The organism is Sharpea azabuensis DSM 18934, from assembly GCF_000702165.1.
Taxonomy (GTDB): Bacteria; Bacillota_I; Bacilli_A; order Erysipelotrichales; family Coprobacillaceae; genus Sharpea; species Sharpea azabuensis.
In genome coordinates this window covers 1-18,399 of the sequence record NZ_JNKU01000051.1, presented here as the reverse complement: position 1 = coordinate 18,399, position 18,399 = coordinate 1, and the positions used below count along the sequence as shown (strand labels likewise).

17 protein-coding genes are annotated in these 18,399 nt (G+C 34.1%); 14 read left to right on the top strand and 3 right to left on the bottom strand.

Translation table 11 applies throughout. The features are described from left to right. Positions 1-578 precede the first annotated feature (578 nt). Positions 579-1,448, top strand: a complete 870-nt coding sequence (locus T529_RS0110085; protein WP_033163484.1) for a LicD family protein — start codon at positions 579-581, stop codon at positions 1,446-1,448. Positions 1,449-1,732: 284 nt separating this feature from the next. Continuing rightward, complete coding sequence (locus tag T529_RS0110080) at positions 1,733-3,358, top strand: prolyl oligopeptidase family serine peptidase (RefSeq protein ID WP_033163483.1); 1,626 nt, start codon at positions 1,733-1,735, stop codon at positions 3,356-3,358. Positions 3,359-3,387: 29 nt separating this feature from the next. On the opposite strand, the gene T529_RS0110075 is transcribed toward T529_RS0110080, so the two are convergent. Then, on the bottom strand, positions 3,388-4,404 hold the full coding sequence (locus T529_RS0110075; protein WP_033163482.1) for a LacI family DNA-binding transcriptional regulator: 1,017 nt from the start codon (positions 4,402-4,404) through the stop codon (positions 3,388-3,390). Positions 4,405-4,578: 174 nt separating this feature from the next. On the opposite strand from T529_RS0110075, the gene rpe reads away from it, so the two are divergent. From rpe to T529_RS0110045, 6 genes are all read left to right on the top strand, one after another. Next, positions 4,579-5,235 carry a ribulose-phosphate 3-epimerase gene (gene rpe, locus T529_RS0110070; protein ID WP_420801852.1) on the top strand — a complete coding sequence of 219 codons (657 nt, stop codon included), beginning with the start codon at positions 4,579-4,581 and terminating at the stop codon, positions 5,233-5,235. Positions 5,236-5,251: 16 nt separating this feature from the next. After that, the gene (gene rpiB / locus T529_RS0110065) at positions 5,252-5,707 is read left to right on the top strand and encodes a ribose 5-phosphate isomerase B (protein WP_033163481.1); all 456 of its coding nucleotides are present in this window, start codon (positions 5,252-5,254) and stop codon (positions 5,705-5,707) included. An 81-nt stretch (positions 5,708-5,788) separates the two neighbouring features. Then, complete coding sequence (locus tag T529_RS0110060) at positions 5,789-6,307, top strand: VOC family protein (RefSeq protein ID WP_033163480.1); 519 nt, start codon at positions 5,789-5,791, stop codon at positions 6,305-6,307. Continuing rightward, positions 6,300-7,217, top strand: coding sequence for a DUF7916 family protein (locus T529_RS0110055; protein ID WP_033163479.1), 918 nt, complete (start codon positions 6,300-6,302; stop codon positions 7,215-7,217). The genes T529_RS0110060 and T529_RS0110055 overlap by 8 nt, the downstream gene beginning before the upstream one ends. 12 nt (positions 7,218-7,229) lie before the next feature. Further along, the gene (locus T529_RS0110050) at positions 7,230-8,693 is read left to right on the top strand and encodes a glycoside hydrolase family 1 protein (protein ID WP_033163478.1); all 1,464 of its coding nucleotides are present in this window, start codon (positions 7,230-7,232) and stop codon (positions 8,691-8,693) included. Between the two features lie 14 nt (positions 8,694-8,707). Then, entirely contained in the window at positions 8,708-10,159 is a 1,452-nt protein-coding gene (locus T529_RS0110045; RefSeq protein WP_033163477.1) for a glycoside hydrolase family 1 protein, read from the top strand. A gap of 77 nt (positions 10,160-10,236) precedes the next feature. Here T529_RS0110045 and T529_RS0110040 read toward each other — a convergent pair whose 3' ends face one another. Beyond that, a complete protein-coding gene (locus tag T529_RS0110040; protein WP_033163476.1) occupies positions 10,237-12,168 on the bottom strand; it encodes a BglG family transcription antiterminator in 1,932 nt (643 codons plus the stop codon). 233 nt (positions 12,169-12,401) lie between these two features. Here T529_RS0110040 and T529_RS0110035 point away from each other — a divergent pair, with 233 nt between their 5' ends. The 6 genes from T529_RS0110035 to T529_RS0110010 are packed head-to-tail and all read left to right on the top strand — an operon-like array spanning position 12,402 to position 17,997. After that, on the top strand, positions 12,402-13,733 hold the full coding sequence (locus tag T529_RS0110035; protein ID WP_033163475.1) for a PTS sugar transporter subunit IIC: 1,332 nt from the start codon (positions 12,402-12,404) through the stop codon (positions 13,731-13,733). Between the two features lie 28 nt (positions 13,734-13,761). Continuing rightward, positions 13,762-14,181, top strand: a complete 420-nt coding sequence (locus T529_RS0110030; RefSeq protein ID WP_033163474.1) for a zinc ribbon domain-containing protein — start codon at positions 13,762-13,764, stop codon at positions 14,179-14,181. Positions 14,182-14,192: 11 nt separating this feature from the next. Then, a complete protein-coding gene (locus T529_RS0110025; RefSeq protein ID WP_238560812.1) occupies positions 14,193-14,654 on the top strand; it encodes a zinc-ribbon domain-containing protein in 462 nt (153 codons plus the stop codon). Positions 14,655-14,686: 32 nt separating this feature from the next. Continuing rightward, positions 14,687-15,640, top strand: a complete 954-nt coding sequence (locus T529_RS0110020) for a Gfo/Idh/MocA family protein (RefSeq protein WP_033163473.1) — start codon at positions 14,687-14,689, stop codon at positions 15,638-15,640. A gap of 2 nt (positions 15,641-15,642) precedes the next feature. After that, positions 15,643-16,572 (top strand): type I phosphomannose isomerase catalytic subunit, encoded by a 930-nt coding sequence (locus T529_RS0110015; protein ID WP_033163472.1) that lies wholly within the window; start codon positions 15,643-15,645, stop codon positions 16,570-16,572. Between the two features lie 9 nt (positions 16,573-16,581). Continuing rightward, positions 16,582-17,997 carry a glycoside hydrolase family 1 protein gene (locus tag T529_RS0110010; protein WP_033163471.1) on the top strand — a complete coding sequence of 472 codons (1,416 nt, stop codon included), beginning with the start codon at positions 16,582-16,584 and terminating at the stop codon, positions 17,995-17,997. Positions 17,998-18,055: 58 nt separating this feature from the next. Here T529_RS0110010 and T529_RS0110005 read toward each other — a convergent pair. Beyond that, positions 18,056-18,399: IS30 family transposase (locus T529_RS0110005; RefSeq protein ID WP_033163470.1), on the bottom strand; the 344-nt coding region annotated here is incomplete at its 5' end.

Genomic DNA, 18,399 nt, shown 5'->3' with positions numbered 1-18,399 from the left:
TCTGGTGAATTAGTAAAACTATATTCCTTGTGTTTCTTTTCAATATTTCGATTTTTAATCCAAGTATACATATTCTGCCTGCTTGGATATCCAAGATTATGTATTACCTTAGCAATCGAGCCTGTCTCATCATACAATTGGAGTGCTTTCTTTTTCTCTTCCTTAGTAAATGACATTTTTATCCCTCCCCGTCATTCCAGGTCCAAGAATTTGTCCGCACCCCCTTTCTGTAATTCTTGTGTGGAAACTCGGACTAGTAGGCGTAGCGATTAGTACGGCTATATCTGTAGTTTATCGGTTATTAGCGTTAGTTATATATTCAAGTAAACATATTTTGCATCGACCAGTATTAAAGTTTCTAAAGAATTTTATCAATTCTATTTTTACCATTGTTATTTCTTACGCTGTAATTAATAATTTTATTGGTATTCAAACGTTTACTTTTATAAATTGGTTTATTTTTGCCATAAAATCCGTATTAATTGTGCTATGTATAGTATTTATTAATATACTAATTGTAGATAGAAAACAATTGAATGTAATAAAAAGTCTATTGATCAAGAGAAAGAAGGCCTAAGATGAAGACATACGATCCTCAAACATTAAGAAAAGTTCAAGATATTGAATTAATGATACTGAAAGAGTTTGATACGTTTTGTCATAATCATCATATTGATTATGCACTTGTAGGTGGATCAGCATTGGGTGCTAAAAGACATGGAGGATTTATACCATGGGATGATGATATTGATGTTATGATGAACAGAAAAGATTACGATCAATTCTTAAAACTTGCTGAAAAAGAATTATCTGATAAGTATTTTATTTTAGACTATGATCATAATCATAACTATCCTTCTATGAATGCTCATTTATGTCTTAAAGGAACAAAATTTGTTCCTGATGATGCAAGAGAATTAAAGGATGCTGGTATTTTCCTTGATTTATTTTGTTTTGATAATATTCCTGAGGAGCAAAAACAAATGGAATATCAAGCTAAACATGCGTGGTTCTGGGGGAAGTTAATGATATTGATAAAAGTAAAAGAACCAACGCTTTATTACTACGGCTTTAAACGAAAAGTCCTACGTTTTATTCTTAAATTAGCTTATTATTTCTTTAAGCTTATTCATTTAAGCACCGACAAATGTTATAAGAAAGCCTGCTATTATAGGGATTTATATAGAAAAGAAGAAACAAAGCGCTTTTCATTTATGTTCGATCCTAGCCTTTATACATCTATTCTTAATAAAGATGATGTATATCCTACAAGAAGAATGAACTTTAATGGCATTCAGGTTAATGTTCCACATAAAATAGAAACATACTTGGAAACTAGATATGGTGATTATATGACTCTACCTCCTAAAGAAAAACAACATAATCATCTTCCTTATATTCTAAATTTTGGACCATATAAAGATTATATTTTCGAAGAACGCCAATGAAGGATCACAGCTATTACATGTAATAATTTTAATATTAAAGTTAAGAAATAACTCTCTTAAACATTTCTGTTGATGTATTTAATTATATTAATTATTAAAGCAGTAAGAATGCAAATGAAAAAAGCATTCTTACTGTTTTTATGATGTCTATTTAAAAAAGCAAATATAACATACTTTGTCAACTATTTTTCAATGTGTGAAAATATGTGATTATAATTGAAATAAGCGCTTACATTTAATAAACTAATAGACAAGAAAAGATATTAACAGGAGGAAAATAAAGGATGATTAATATCAAGAGAGTACTTGCAATAGCAGCTGCTACTATGCTAAGTGTGTCTTCTCTAGCAGGAGTCCCAGTTCATGCAGTAGATGCAGCTGTGAATGCAAAGCTTTATGGTCGTGTAGAGGACAATGGTCAAGCCATCTACAAGGCAGTTATCGATTATGATAACGTAAAGATTGTTGATCCAAAGGCAGAAGATTTTACAGTACATGTAAAAGCAACAACTGAGGGAAAGAGAGATGCTGATGATACAGCTTATGGTGATTTTGACAAAGACAGAAAGATTGTAAAAGTAGAATCTAAGGGTAATCAAGTAGAGATTTACTTTGATGAAGCTGATGGTGCTGCAGGAACATTGTCATATCTTGCAAAAGGTGCTAGAAATATTCCATCAGATATAACTTATACTATTACACAAAATAATCCATTAGCACTTACATCAATGGATGGAAGAGAACTTGGCTCTCAAGTATTTGAATATAAAGTTGATAATACTGTATATGATGACGAAGTTGCTAAATTCAAATCTGTTAAGGTTGATAATGGTATTAATTATCAGCTCTATGATGCAGGAAAAGACGCTGATTCATTAATTGTATGGTTCCATGGCAATGGTGAAGGCGACTACAGACAGTCAGGAAACAATATTGCTCAGGTTTTAGCTAACAGAGGTACAGTGGCATGGGCTACTGATGAAGCACAGAGTATTTTTGGTAAATCTCATGTAATGGCATTCCAGGCACCTGATACTTGGTATTATGCGAATAAAGATAACTTGTTAGAAAAGGCTTATAATGAGATTCAGGAAGTTGTCAGTCAAAAAGGCGTAAATCCTAAGAAGATTTATGTATCTGGATGTTCAGCAGGTGGATATATGACAACAAGAATGTTGATTAAGTATCCAAATTATTTCAAAGCAGCAATGATTAACTGTCCAGCTCTTGATGTTGCTTCAAAGCGTGGTGGAGAAGCTCCAACTGATGAAGAATTAGAATCACTACTTAAATCATCAACAGCTATTTGGCTTGTTCAGGGAGAAAATGATGGAACAGTCAATACAGACGATTGTGCAGCACGTATTTTTGATACACTCATCGGTACACAAGAAATTAAAACAACAAGAGTTGATCAGGAATTAGATTCAGGATTTACTACATATGAAACATCTGACAACAAATACAAATTGACATTATATGATACAACTGATACTGATCGTACTAAGGCTAAGTTAAAATTTGGTGAAGACTTTGATCAGGATGGTGTTAAGACACAGGTAGAGTTTAGTAATCACTGGTCTTGGATCTATACACTTAGAAATAATCCTAAGGCTGCAAATGGTGATCATATTTGGAATTGGGCAGCAAACTACAAACAACCTTCACAAGAAGAACCTAAGCCAACACCAACACCAGAACCTAAGCCAACACAACAGCCTGAACAAAAACCAACAAATAACCAAACACCAACACAAAAACCTGAAACAAAACAGCCAACTAAAGCATCTAATACAAAAGCAACAAAGAAAGCTGTAAAAACTGGTGATGCTACAATCGTATTACCATATGTATTATTAGTTATTATTGGATTAGCAGGTATGCTTGTATTCAAAAAGAGACATAATTAAAAAAGAGTTCCAAAATGAACTCTTGAATATTATTGAGTTGATTCTCTACGTACTACCTTGATAGGTAGTACGTATTTTTTTTGAATCTCTGAGGAATCATCTTTCTTAATCAGTTGCAATAAAAGATGACATGCAGTATATGCTAGTTTTTCAGTATCTTGGTGAATCGTAGATAGGGATGGTATGGACATGGATGAAATAAAGATATCATCAAATCCTATTATCTTTATTTGTTGTGGTACTTGAATATGATTATTCTTTAATGCTGCAAGAGCACCATAAGCTCGCCAGTCATTAGTCGCAAAAATACCATCAAATTTTATGCCTTTTTTTATTACTTTATCTATTGCGTTTTTTGCACCTTCATAACTATGGAGATTTACATCTATATGTACATTAAGTTCGTCTCTATATTTTATATGATTTTCTTTTAGTGCAGCAAGATAGCCATTAAATCGTTGTTTATTCGCAGATGTAGGCTTGTTCCTTGAAAGAAAAACAATATCTTTACACCCCTGGTTTATAAGCTCACTTGTTGCCTGATAACCTCCGTCATAGTGATCTGATTCGACATAATAGGCATCACTTATTTCTTTAGGTTCCCTATCTATACAAACTACAGGAATGTCACGATTTAAATATTTTGTGGGAACTTCTTCGCTTCCCATGATACAAATAATACCATCAACTATTTTTGCATCAAGAGATTTAAAATAGCTAATTTCTTTTTTTTCATCCTGGGATGTATTACAAATAAAAACCGAATAGTTTTGTTCAAAGAATATTCTTTCTATCTCAAGCACGAGATGAGAAAACCAGTTATTATCGATATTAGGAACGAGTAAACCAATTGTTTTTGATTGCGAAGTTCTTAAGCTCTTAGCTGCTATATTTGTTGTATAACCATATTCTTTAATGATTGCATTAACCTTTTTTCTCGTTTCTTCTGAAAAACGTCCATTATTATTAATAACTCTTGATACTGTAGCAACCGAAACGCCAGATAGCTTAGCTATCTCTTTGATAGAAATATTCTTTTTGCCCATGAACAACACCACCTTAGTTACTTAAATTATACTGAAAGAAATTGAGTTCATCAATCTCTCTATAATTGAAATAACTGGCATAATATATGCCAAATGTATCTATGGAAACGTTTACCCACAATACATATAATGACCGTAGACAAGGGTTAAACGTTTACCTGAAGGAGGTAGAAAATGGTGGAAAAATTGCTATGTCCAAGTATGATGTGTGCTAACTATGCATCACTTGAAAAAGAAATAAAGAATTTAGAAGAAGCTGGAATTGATATCTTTCATTTAGATATCATGGATGGCTCATTTGTTCCTAATTTTGGAATGGGACTACAAGATGTTGAATATATTACTAAAAATGCCCGTGTACCAGTAGATGTCCATCTCATGGTTGAAAGTCCTGGCCGATATGTAGAAAAGTTTGCAAATTTAGGAGTCAGCATTATATATATACATCCTGAAGCAGATGCACATCCTGCAAGAACATTGCAAATGATTAAAGATTGTGGAGCTCATCCAGCCATCGCAGTCAATCCTGGAACATCATTTGAAACTGTAAAAAATTTACTGTACTTGTGTGATTATGTGATGCTGATGAGTGTTAATCCAGGATTCGCAGGACAAAAATATATAGATTTTGTGACACCAAAGTTTAAAGAGTTTGTTGATGAGGCAAAGAATTATGGTGGCTACGATGTAATGATTGATGGTGCCTGCTCATCAGAAAAGATTGCGATGCTTTCAAAAATAGGTGTAAAAGGCTTTATTCTAGGAACAAGTGCATTGTTTGGGAAAGGAAGACCTTATAAGGATATCATAAAAGATTTAAGAAAATTATAGAAAGAAGGATGGAGAAATGAAGATAGGTATTGGTAATGATCATGTTGCAGTTGATTACAAATGGGAAATCAAGAAATATATAGAAGATAAATATGGCTATGAAGTCATCAATTATGGAACAGACAGCAAAGAAAGATTTAATTATCCAGTCTCTGGTGAAGCAGTTGCCAATGCTGTTGTAAATGGGGAAGTTGATAAGGGTATTGTCATTTGTGGAACTGGTGTCGGTATTGGACTTGCCGCTAATAAGGTCAATGGCATTAGATGCGTAACTTGTTCTGAACCTTATTCAGCACTACTTTCAAGACAGCACAATAATACAAATATGCTTTCCTTTGGTGCTCGCGTTGTTGGTATTGAACTGGCAAAAATGATTGTTGATGCATGGCTTTCAGGTGTATATGAAGGTGGTCGCCATCAGGTAAGAATTGATATGCTTCATGACATTGAAGAAAGACAGAAAATGAAATAATCGTTTATTGACGGGCAATATTATATCAAGAAGCTTCCTCTCTTGTTTGTTGATGAATAATGCCTTTTTAGGAGAATACATATGAAATTTAATGAAATTATGCATTTATCATTTTATACCGATCAGTTAGATGTTATGCGAGATTTCTATGAAAACAAACTTGGCTTGAAAACGAAGATCATTATGCGATATGAAGCTTATAAAGGCAAAGAAGATAGAGGTTATTGGGCAAAAATGGCAGAAAGCGATCCAACAGGTATAGCTTATATTTTTATCGAAGTTGCACCAGGTCAATATTTAGAACTTTTTTCAAAAGCACCTAACCAACAACCTCATGATATCCCTAATAGTCATTTGGGATACTCACATTTTGCACTTATGGTGGATGATATCCATCAAGCTAGAGAAGAACTTATAAAAGCTGGCATTGATATTGATATTGAACCTAATAAAGGACAATCAGAAACATGGCAGATGTGGATTCATGACCCTGATGGCAATAAGTTTGAAATCATGCAATATACAAATAAGTCTTTGCAGAACAAAGGGAACGTATATGAAGATCAACAAAAGTATGGAAGGATAATGGAATGTGAATAATAACATAACTCGTCTAATAAATGCCTTACCTAGTGAAGTTAGTCGTTATAGTGGTAGGCAGTTAAGAGAATCTATATTAAAGTCTGAAGGCAGAGTGTTAATGGGGCAAACATATCTTAAGAATCCTATTCTATTAAGTGGCTGTACAAGTGCAGAATTACAGTTTTCGTTTGGAGCTGATATGGTTATGCTTAATGGATTCGATTTTGAAAATGTGAATACATGTCCTGGTTTACAAGGTAATTCTTATTTGAGCTTAAAAGAACTAGTTGGTGGAAGGCCTATTGGTATCTATTTAGGATGCTCAGCACCTCATTCTTCTGTCAGAGAAGAATTAAAAGGAATGATTGCTTCAAAAACGAATTTAGAGAAGTGTAAACAATGGGGTGTAAGTTTTATTGTTCTAGGTGGTAATCCTAATAGCGGAACTTCAATAAAAGATGTTATTTACTGGACAAAGCAGGCGAGAATGATATGTGGCAATGATATGATGATATTTGCTGGTAAATGGGAAGATGGCATTATCGAAAAAGTACTAGGCGATCCGTTGGCTGACTATGACGCAAAGAAGGTTATTAAAGAACTGGTAGATTCTGGTGCTGATATTATTGATTTTCCAGCTCCTGGTTCACGTCATGGAATAACTATTGAAAGAATACGAGAACTCATTGAATACACACATCGCCAAAATGCATTAGCTATGAGTTTTCTCAACAGTAATGTTGAAGCGGCAGATACAGATACAATAAGAGCTATCACGTTGATGATGAAACAAACAGGATGTGATGTGCATGCGATAGGTGATGGTGGTTTTGGTGGAGGAACATGGCCAGAAAACATTTACCAAATGGCTATTACCTTAAAAGGTAAAGCATATACCTGGGCTCAGATGGCAAGAGTTAGAAGATAGGAGGAGATAATTATGGGATTTCCAAAAGGATTTTTATGGGGTGGTTCGATTTCAGCTGCACAAATAGAAGGTGCTTGGGATGAAGGTGGCAAATCACCAGTGTCAGTTGATTATTGTACAGCTGGCTCCATAACACATAGAAGAGAAATATGGTATTTAGATCAAAATGGACAGCGTGCTCATCGTTATTGGGAACCGGTTGATGAACTAGAGGAAGGCTGTAGATTTAAACTCTTTGATGATTTACATTATACAAATCATGTCGCTAGCGATTTCTATCATCACTATAAAGAGGATTTAAAGCTTTTTAAAGAAATGGGGTATACAACATTCAATACATCAATATCCTGGGCAAGAATCCTGCCCTATGGAATGAAAGGTGGCGTTAATCAAGAAGGCGTAGAGTTCTATCGTGATGTTTTTAAGACGGCTGTTGAATATGGTATGGATCCAGTAATTACACTCTACAAATATGATGAACCAGTTTCCCTTTTAGAACAACATGGTGGCTGGAGAAATCGGGCGATGATTGATGAGTTTGTTGCATTTGCCAAGATATGTTTTAAAGAATACAAAGAGTATGTTAATAAATGGATGACATTTAACGAAATAAATATCATCATGCCACTCGATGGTCAACCATCAAAGAAGAATCAGCGCAACCTAATTTATCTTCATAACCAACTTGTAGCAGCAGCAAGAGCTACAATTGCAGCGCATGAAATCGATGCGCATTTAAAAGTTGGTTGTATGATTTGTGGAAACATGAGCTATCCATTAACTCCTGATCCATTGGATGCTATAAAGCGTTATGAAAAATTCCAAGACTTCTTCTGCTATAGCGCTGATACACAAATGCGTGGCTATTATCCACCATTCGCAAAGCGTATTTGGAAGCAATATGGCATTAAGCCTCAAATAACAGATCAGGATCAAAAAGATCTCATGAATGGAAAAGCAGACTTTATTGGCTTTTCATATTATTCTTCTGGCGTAGTGACAACACATGAGATTGATGCCAATCAAACCACAGAGGGAAATATTTTAGGTACTGTAAAGAACCCTTATTTGAAGGCAAATGCGTGGGGCTGGCAAATTGATCCAGTTGGCTTTAGACATTTTCTTCATATCATCAATGATCGCTATAATGCACCTATTTTTGATGTGGAAAATGGCATTGGTTTAATCGAAAAAGAAGAAGATGGCGTATGTCATGATCCTGAACGTATTGCTTATCATCGTGAACATATCAAGCAGATGCGAAAAGCAGTAGATGAAGGTGTCAATCTATTTGGCTATACGACATGGGGATGCATTGATCTTGTTTCAGCAGGAACTGGTCAGATGGATAAGCGTTATGGCTTTATTTATGTTGATATGGATGATGAAGGACATGGAGACTTGCATCGTTCAAAAAAAGATTCCTTTTATTGGTACAAAAAGGTTATTGCTTCAAATGGTGAAGATTTAGATTAATAAGGAGAATAATTATGGCTATATCAGAGAAGTTTTTATGGGGTGGTTCTATTTCCGCAGCACAATGTGAAGGTGCCTGGGATGAAGGAGGAAAAAGCCCGGTTCAAGTAGATTATGGTGATGCAGGATCGACAAAGGATAGAAGATGGATACATTATATTAATGCGGATGGTACGCATGGAAAAATGCGTCAGTTTGATCATTTGCCAAAGGGAGCAAAGTATCAGCTTTTTGATGATATACGCTATACAAATCACTTAGGTATTGATTTCTATCATCGTTATAAAGAAGATATTGCTTTATTTGCAGAAATGGGCTTTACAACCTTCAACACAACTATTTCCTGGGCAAGAATTTACCCACATGGCATAGAAGGCGGTATTAATCAAGAAGGTGTCGAATTCTATCGTAATGTCTTCTTAGAATGTAAGAAATATCATATCGATCCCATTATTACATTGTATAAATATGATGAGCCTGTTTATTTTGAAGAAACATATGGCGGTTGGACTAATCGTGAAATGATACACCAATTTGTAGAGTTCGCCAAAACATGCTTCAACGAATACAAAGATCTTGTCAACAAGTGGTTAACATTTAATGAAATCAATATCCTATTACAATTCTCAGGAAATCAAGGCAAACAAGCTGCATTTGAAATGTTACATAATCAAATGGTAGCAGCTGCACTGGCTGTCAAAGCAGCCCATGAAATCGATCAAAATCTATCAGTTGGCTGTATGATTGCAGGTTTTTGTAGCTATCCATATACATGTGATCCAAAGGATGTATTAGCTAATTATAAGGCTTTTCAGAACAGTTTTGCCTATTGTGCGGATACCATGGTAAGAGGCTATTATCCAAGCTATGCCAAACGTATATGGAAGGAGAATAATGTTGAATTAGAAATTAGTGATGAGGATCAGAAAATCCTTTTTGAAGGAAAATCAGATTTCTTGGCATTCTCTTACTACCTCTCTAGCGTAATAACGACACACAAAGATGGTGAAACTATACAGGGAGCAGGCATGCCAGTGTCCATTAAAAATCCCTACCTAAGTGCCTCACAATGGGGCTGGCAGATAGATGCAACAGGATATGAATACTTCCTTAACATTCTAAATGATCGTTACCAAGTTCCTTTATTTGACGTAGAGAATGGTTTAGGCGCATATGATCAGGTAGATGAAGATGGACATATTCATGACGATTATCGCATTGAGTATCATCGCAAACATATCAAGAGTCTTATGAAAGCTAGAGAAGAAGGGGTAAATATTTTTGGCTATACATCATGGGCTCCTATTGACCTTGTTTCATTTACAACTGGACAAATGGATAAGCGCTATGGCTTTATTTATGTCAATTACAATGATAAAGGTGAGGGTGACTTAAAACGTTTGCGTAAGGACTCTTTCTATTGGTATGCAAAGGCTATTAGGTCTGATGGAAAAGACTTAGACTGATTGTTAATAATCATATGTGAATTACTTATAAGAAATATTCTATTAGTAAAAATGCTAGGTTCTTTTAATAAGAATTCCTAGCATTTTTTATTTGGTGTTGTAATATAGCTATTATTGAGAATGATTTTTAAGAATTCTGGATAAGATGGCTGTAAAAGAAGTTTATCCATATCTTCTTTCTTTTCGGAGGTGTTCTTAAGAGCAGAAAACAATGTATTGTACATCGTATTATGTGGCTCAACTGATGAAATAAGAAAGGCAATTTGAAAGGTGTTTTCCTGAATGCTAATTGGTTGTTCACAAATGACCATCGCGACAATATTATTGGCATTTAAAGGCCGCGATAAGCGTATAAGCGCAATGCTATTATTGAATGTATGGATGGATAAAAGATTAGTATTCATCATGTCATTCTTTTTTGATTCATCGAGATGATGATAGACTTTCTTGATTGATGAATAAAATGTTGATGCAAGACCTTTCATTGTTTTTACTTGAACATGTCTTTGATAGAATGCTGGATGAAAATAATAGATAAATTGTTTATCGTTAAAAATATAGGATAAATAGCTCTTTATACGAATAATATCATCTTTGGTTATGAGATAGCTAATACTAATAACTGGTATTGGTAGTGATTTATGAATAGGGGCAGTTGATAGAATAAGATCATAGTCATCTAAGTTTTCTTGATCAATCTCAAAGTAATGAATTGATTTGGTAATACTGATGAGACTATGAAGCTCTTTGTCTACATAATCATAAACAAATGTTCTAACGGGTTCGCGCATACAATTGATGAATAATGCTTTTTTTTGAATAAGTTTCTTGCTGTCTATTGAATTGTTGAACAATAATGCAAAGTTCGTCAGCTCACTACTAGAAATATCGCGTCCAGTATGTTTTTTGATGATAGAAGAAACAATCTTTGCAAGATAATAGGCTAATGGGCAGTCATATTGAATATCAATATAAAGAGGTGTACGAATCTTTTCATTATATTTTTGTCTCATTAAAGTATATTCAATACAAATTTGTAAGGTATTAAGGAACTTGGTATCATGAAATGTGATACATGTTTGGTTTTCAATTTCGTGAAGTATTTCATTTTTTATAGCGATAATTTCAGGCTGAGAAGCACTTGTTATGCCTTTTGTCGATCTTTTACAGATAAGCTGTATGGTAAGACGCTGAATTTCATATTCTGGAAGTATTGTTTTAAAGTGTTCTTTTGAATACTGAGCTAAATCTAAAACTGCGTTATATTCTGGACGATTTTCAAAGTGTGAGAATTGTTCTACTGGATGATCAATCATAAAACCTTTAGATACACGACTTATGCAGGTTGAAAATCCAATGAGAAAATCAATTAAGCTGATGTCACTAATATTAATTTGATGAGCTTTGATAATATCGATGATGATTTTATCAGAAGACTGAAAAAGACAATCAATAAAATCAAAATACATATTTGATATGCTCATATTTCTAAATGACCGGTCAACAATAATGGCTCGCTTCCCCTCTTCGGGTCCTTCCATAATGACACCATATTTTGGTTTCTGTGTTATCGTAATATGATACTTCTTGATTTCTTTCTTTAATCCAATGAAGTCATTGACGATAGTAGCCCTTGAGACAGCCAATTCATCTGCAAGTTTTTCGAGTTTGATATAGTCTTTACTGTTGATTAAACGGATAAGAATGTAGTCTGAACGTTCATAAGGTAAGGTTGGAATGACGTTATCATCATTATGATCATTTTTATTAATGATATTTTCAAGCTCAGCAAGATTCTTTGATGACTTCCCTTCAATATAGTATCCTGAAGAAGTTTTTGAAAGTAAATTAAGATGTAGTGAAGCAAGAATATCTTTTACAATTTTCATTTCTTCACGTACTTTTCTACGTGAAATACCAGTTGATGAAGCAATTTCATAGCTAGAGATATAACTATCTGCAGACAATAGTAATTGTATAATTTTTAATTCATTAGGTTTTAATTTCATAACTAATCACCCTATTTATTTTATCGTTGTGTAAAGGTTTACGCAAGCATAGTTTATATATTTTCAATAGCAAAATGTGATGAACATATCAACTAAATAAGAGATAGAACATTAAAATGTCACATATTATGACATCTAAATATATAGAAAGGAATGATGAATAAGTATAATATATAGTTAGAAAAAAGGTAAACGTTTACGCAAAAGAAATATTTAGGAGGAAAGAAAAATTTATGGATACTCAAAAAGAGTCATTTATGGACAAGGTTCTCGAAAAAGTTGATATTATTGCTGGTCCAATGACGAAATTTGGTCAAATTCCATTTGTACGTGCTATCGTTAATGGTATGGTAGCTGCCTTGCCGGTTACAATGGTTGGTTCATTATTCTTAGTTGTTTACTTATTCTGCTCTGATGGTGGCATTACAGCTCATGCATTATTACCTTTCATGAAACCATGGGCTGGGGATTTAGCTCTTGTAAACAGTTTATCGATGGGAATCATGGCTGTTTATATTGTTATTGCATTTGGTGCTGAATACGCTGATATTAAAGGCTTTAACAGAACAACAGGTTCAGTAGGTGCATTCTTTGCATTCATTCTCTTAAACTATAACTCTGTTGGTCAGTTGGTAGTTAAAGCAGCAAATGGAAAGTTATCAGCTGGTGCGAATGCTTTTGACATCACATACTGGGGTGGTGCTGGCTTAATCACTGCCATGATTGCTGGCGCTATTGCCATTAACATTATTAATTTCTGTTATAAAAAGCATATTGTTATTAAATTACCTGACTCAGTACCACCTGCTATCTCTGATAGTTTCTCGGCTATTATTCCTTATTTCTTTATTACACTTGTATGCTGGGGTATTAGAACAATTATAGGATTAAATATTCCATTATTAGTTGGTGAAATGCTTTTACCAATTCTCAGTGCAGCTGATAATATCTTTGTTTATACATTACAACAATTCTTATCTGCTTTACTTTGGATGTGTGGTCTTCATGGTGAAAATATCACAGGTGCAGTTACTAATGTTTTCATCAATCAATGGATTGCTGATAATAACACTGCATTCATGGCTGGTACAGCAGTAAGAAATCTACCTCATGTTTGGACACCTAATTTATGTCGATTATCACAATGGGTATCAACATGTTGGCCTATCTTAGTTTATATGTTTATGTCAAGTAAGAAATTACCACACTTAAAACCATTAGGATTAATCTGTTTACCACCTGCAATTTTCTGTATCATTGAACCAATCATGTTTGGCTTGCCTGTTGTTATGAATGGTTTCTTATTAATTCCATTTGTTCTGACACATACATTAACAGCCGCATTAACATATTGGTTAACAAGCATTGGTTTTGTTGGAAAGATGTATATGAATTTACCTTGGGCAACGCCTTCACCTATCTTAGGTTACTTAGCTGCTGGTGGCTCTATTGGTGGTTTTGTCGTTGTCTTTATTAACTTTGCGATTGGAATGGTTATTTTCTATCCATTCTGGAAAGCTTACGAAAAAGCTGAAATTGCAAAGATGGAAACTGGTGAAGAATAAAAAATATTATATTTAGGAGGAAACCAAGATGAAATGTCCATATTGTCAAAAGCAAATTCCTGAAGATTCAATCTATTGTTATCATTGTGGGAAGAAAATTATTCAGGAAAACAATGAAACAAGACAAGAGATAAAACTAAAACAAAATCCTAAGGTCAATGCTTTTGGTAAGCTTGGTCTTCTCCTTTTCTTTATTGGACTCATTGTATTTGATTTTATTGGTGGAACAATACTCAATGCATTTCAGGCGAATATCAAGATACCATTCATTATTAGTTCATTTATCTATATTCTAGCTGTCATATGTGGAATTATGTCGATGAAAGTAGATCATGATGATATGAAGAAAGGCTATGAACCATCAGGAAATAAGAATTATGCATATATTTCAATATTTCTAAGTCTATTTGTCGCATTAGTGAATCTAACACAAGTTATTATTAAGTGAGGACGAGATATATGATTTATTGTCGTAAATGTGGTGCACAACTCAAAGATAATGCAAAATTCTGTGATTCATGTGGTTGTGAAGTCGTCAAAATAAAACAAATAAGCTACGCTGATCAATATAAGGCAAAGAAACAAGCAAATAGATCAACAACACTTCGGAAATTCACGCAAAAGAAGGATGAAAAAAATCCATATATTGCAGCAAGTATGGTTGCTGTCATGATGGCACTCATCCTGGTAATGTTCCCCTGGAATTTAATTGGTAAAGGTATTGGTACAAGCCTTCCTATGCGTATAGCAGTTATTATATTGGCATTATTAGGTGATTACCACATTACCAAAGCAAAACAAGTCAATAACTTAATATTTAGTAAGTATGGTTATCGTGTTAAGGAGAATATCGTTTCATTCATTAATGTGATAGCCGTATTTGTAACAATCATGGGCATGTTTGCTTTATTTACATATTAAGGCAATATGCCTTTTTAAAGGAGGTCTTGACTTTGAATTGGGGGATTTTAGGGCTTGGGCGCATAGCTCATCGCTTTGCATCGAGCTTAGAAAAGAGTCATGATGTATTCTATGCTGGGGCAAGTCATACAGAAGAAAAACGTGCGTCATTCAGTAAAAAGTATCATCCTATACATATGTATTCAACATATGAGGAGTTGCTTGATGCTCCAGATGTTAATGTTATTTATATAGCATTACCACATAAATTTCATTATGAGTGGACAATGAAATGCTTAAAACATAATAAGCATGTTCTTGTCGAAAAGCCTGCTTTTCTTACAAGTCAAGAAGCTTTAAATATTTCTAGCTATGCATCAGCACATAATCTCTTCTTCATGGAAGCAATGAAAACAAGATTCATACCTCTCATTCATAGGTTGCATGAAATTATTGATGAGAAAATTATTGGTGAAATTGAAAGTATTGATTGCAACTTTACATTTCCTCAACCAGAAAACCAATTAGCAATAAGCTATTTTTATGATTCAGTAATGGGTGGTGCATTATATGATACAGGTATTTATTGCATTGATTTTATCAATGACTTTATTGATGATGAAATTATTGATATGAAGATCAATACTCATTTCTGTGAGCATATTGATTTGAATGACAAGGTGTTATTCCAATTTAAAAACCATACTACAGCATCATTTGAATGTGGGATGACGAATGAAAATAAACGCTATGGCATAATTAAAGGTACAAAAGGGTCCATTTATCTCGATAATTTCTATCGACCTACACATGCCATAATCTCAACAATAGAATCTAAAAGAAGTATAGAAATACCATTAATTGTTGATGACTTTTATGGCGAAATACAAGCTGTAGATGCTGCAATCATGAATGCACAAATAGAATCAACCAGAATGAGCCATCAAGACACAATCCAATCAATCACGATTTTAGAAAACTTACATCATAAATTGAAGGAGGGATGAAAATGAGTGTACTCTTTTTTAAACCGGTTCCAAGACCTGCGATATGGGGTCATACATTGGTAAAAGATTATTTTGGTTTTCATGATTTCCCTGAAGGAATAGGACAGGCATGGGCTTTTTCAGCCCAAAAAGAAGCTTCAACAATATGTATAAGTGACCCATATAAAGGGCAAAGCTTACTTGACTTATGGAATAATCATCAAGAGCTCTTTCATCATCAAGGTGAAGAGTTCCCTGTCATTATTTCTCTTGTTGCTCCGGAGGACGACTTAAGCATTCAAGTCCATCCAGCAACACCTATAGCCCATCAGTTAGGCTATAAGATGGGGAAGAATGAAGCCTGGTATTTCATAGAATCTAAGCCAGGCAGCCAGATTGTTTATGGCCATCATGCAAAAAATGAAGATGATCTTTACAACAACTATATCAACAAAAATCGCTGGGAAGAGCTTATCAAGCATCTAGACGTACATACGGGTGATTTTGTCTATCTACCTGCAGGCATCCTACATGCCATGAAAAAGGGCAGTATTGTCTATGAAATTCAACAAGCAACAGATGTTACATTCCGTTTTTATGACTACCATAGAAAAGATGCGCAAGGAAATGAACGTCCATTACATCTTAAGCAAGCAGTTGCATGCTTATCATATGATCCTAAGAAAATGATTAATGATATCCATCCAGTTGAGACATCATTAGAAAATGGCAAACAAACAGTATTTATTTCAAACGATTCATTTACTGTTACACGATTAGAAATAACAGGAAATAATCATCTACAATATGATAATTATGAACTTGCAACAGTAGTCAAGGGAAAAGGAAAAGTGAATGGACAAGAACTAAGACTAGGCGATAGCTTTCTTGTTCCATATCAAGAAGAATTTGTTGTTGAAGGGAATTTGACAATTATGATGACAACACGATAGGAGACGCTTATGAAGAAGGATTTTTTATGGGGTGGTGCACTAAGTAATGTTCAGGCTGAAGGAGGCTATTTAGAAGATGGCAAGGGATTGAACGTTTATGATAATCTTACTGTAACACCTGAAAAAGGTATTGAACCACAGTTTTGTAAAACTGATATAGCTGTTGATCATTATCATCATTGGCAAGAAGATATTGATTTGATGGCGGAAATGGGATTTAAGGCATATCGTTTTTCTATCGTGTGGTCACGTATTAATCCTTTGGGGGATGAAGAAGAACCTAATGAAAAAGGCTTAGCATTCTATGAAAGGATGGTTGACTATTGTTTATCCAAGAATATTGAACCAGTCGTATCACTTGTTCATTTTGATATGCCTTTACATTTGATGGAAGAATATAATGGATTCTTAAATAAGAAAGTAATTGAGTTCTATGTTTCTCATGTAAGACATATTGTGAATAGGTTAAAAGGAAAGGTTAAATACTATATCACATACAATGAAATCAATTTAGGAGTATTTATGCCTGAACTTGTAGCTGGTGTGAGATTGCCTGAAAATATATCCCAAGAACAATTGTTTGCCCAGCTCACAATCAACTTACAGATAGCACATGCAAAGGCAGTTCTTGCTATTAAGAACATTGATCCTGAAGCTCAAGTAGGTGGCATGATTGGACATACGCCTTTCTATGCCGCAACATGTAAACCAGAAGACGTACTGGCAAATCAATTTCAGAATCAAATGCATAACTATTTAGCTCTCGATATTATGTGTTTTGGAAGACTTCCACACTATTTTCTGCAGTTTATGAAGAATAGAAATATCAACGTAGAATATAGCGAAAGTGAAAAAGAAAATATCTATAATGCATCAAGATTACTAGATTATATAGCATTCTCATACTATCAAAGTGCCATAACAACAAGCTTTAATGATATTCAAGATCTTAATCAACAAGAAGATGCCACCCTCTATGATTCTAGAGGATTTAAGAATCCCAACTGTCCAGCAAATGAATGGGGATGGCAAATAGATGCCAATGGATTAAGATATTCTTTAATCGATTTCTATAATCGATATCACAAGCCACTGTTCATTGTCGAAAATGGAATTGGCATCGATGAAAAACTCATTAATGGTAAAGTATATGATGATGAACGTATTATTTATTATCAAAAACATATTACAGCAATGAAAAAAGCAATAGAACATGATGGTGTTGATGTCATAGGCTATTTAGCTTGGAGTCCTATTGATTTTTTAAGTAGTCATAAGGAAATTAGGAAAAGATATGGCTTTGTTTATGTCAATCGTGATTATGAAGAAATAAAAGATTTGAAAAGATATCGTAAGAAATCATTCTATTGGTACCAAAAAGTCATACATTCTAATGGAACAAACTTAGAAAATACAATTGATTAGTAAAACATAGAGAAAAGCTCAGCTTATAATAGAGTTGAGTTTTTTCTTTGATGATTTGTCAAATTAAGTGCAACACATAGAATGAGTTACCCAGTAATTCTTCTTTAGGTGTTTTATATTTTATGCATTTACGTGGCCTGTTATTCATTAAATTCAGATTCTTTTTCAATTCCTCCGGGTCCACTTCAGACAGATCCATTCCTTTAGGATAAAACTCCCGCAGTAATCCGTTCGTATTCTCATTGGTTCCTTTTTGCCACGCACAGTAAGGATCACAGAAATAGGTTTTGCATCCTAATGCTGCTTCGATCTTTTCATACTCTGCGAATTCCTTTCCTCTGTCGAAGGTTATCGTTTTTACCAGTTCCGATGGAAGCTTTCCGAGAGCCTCTATGATTGCCG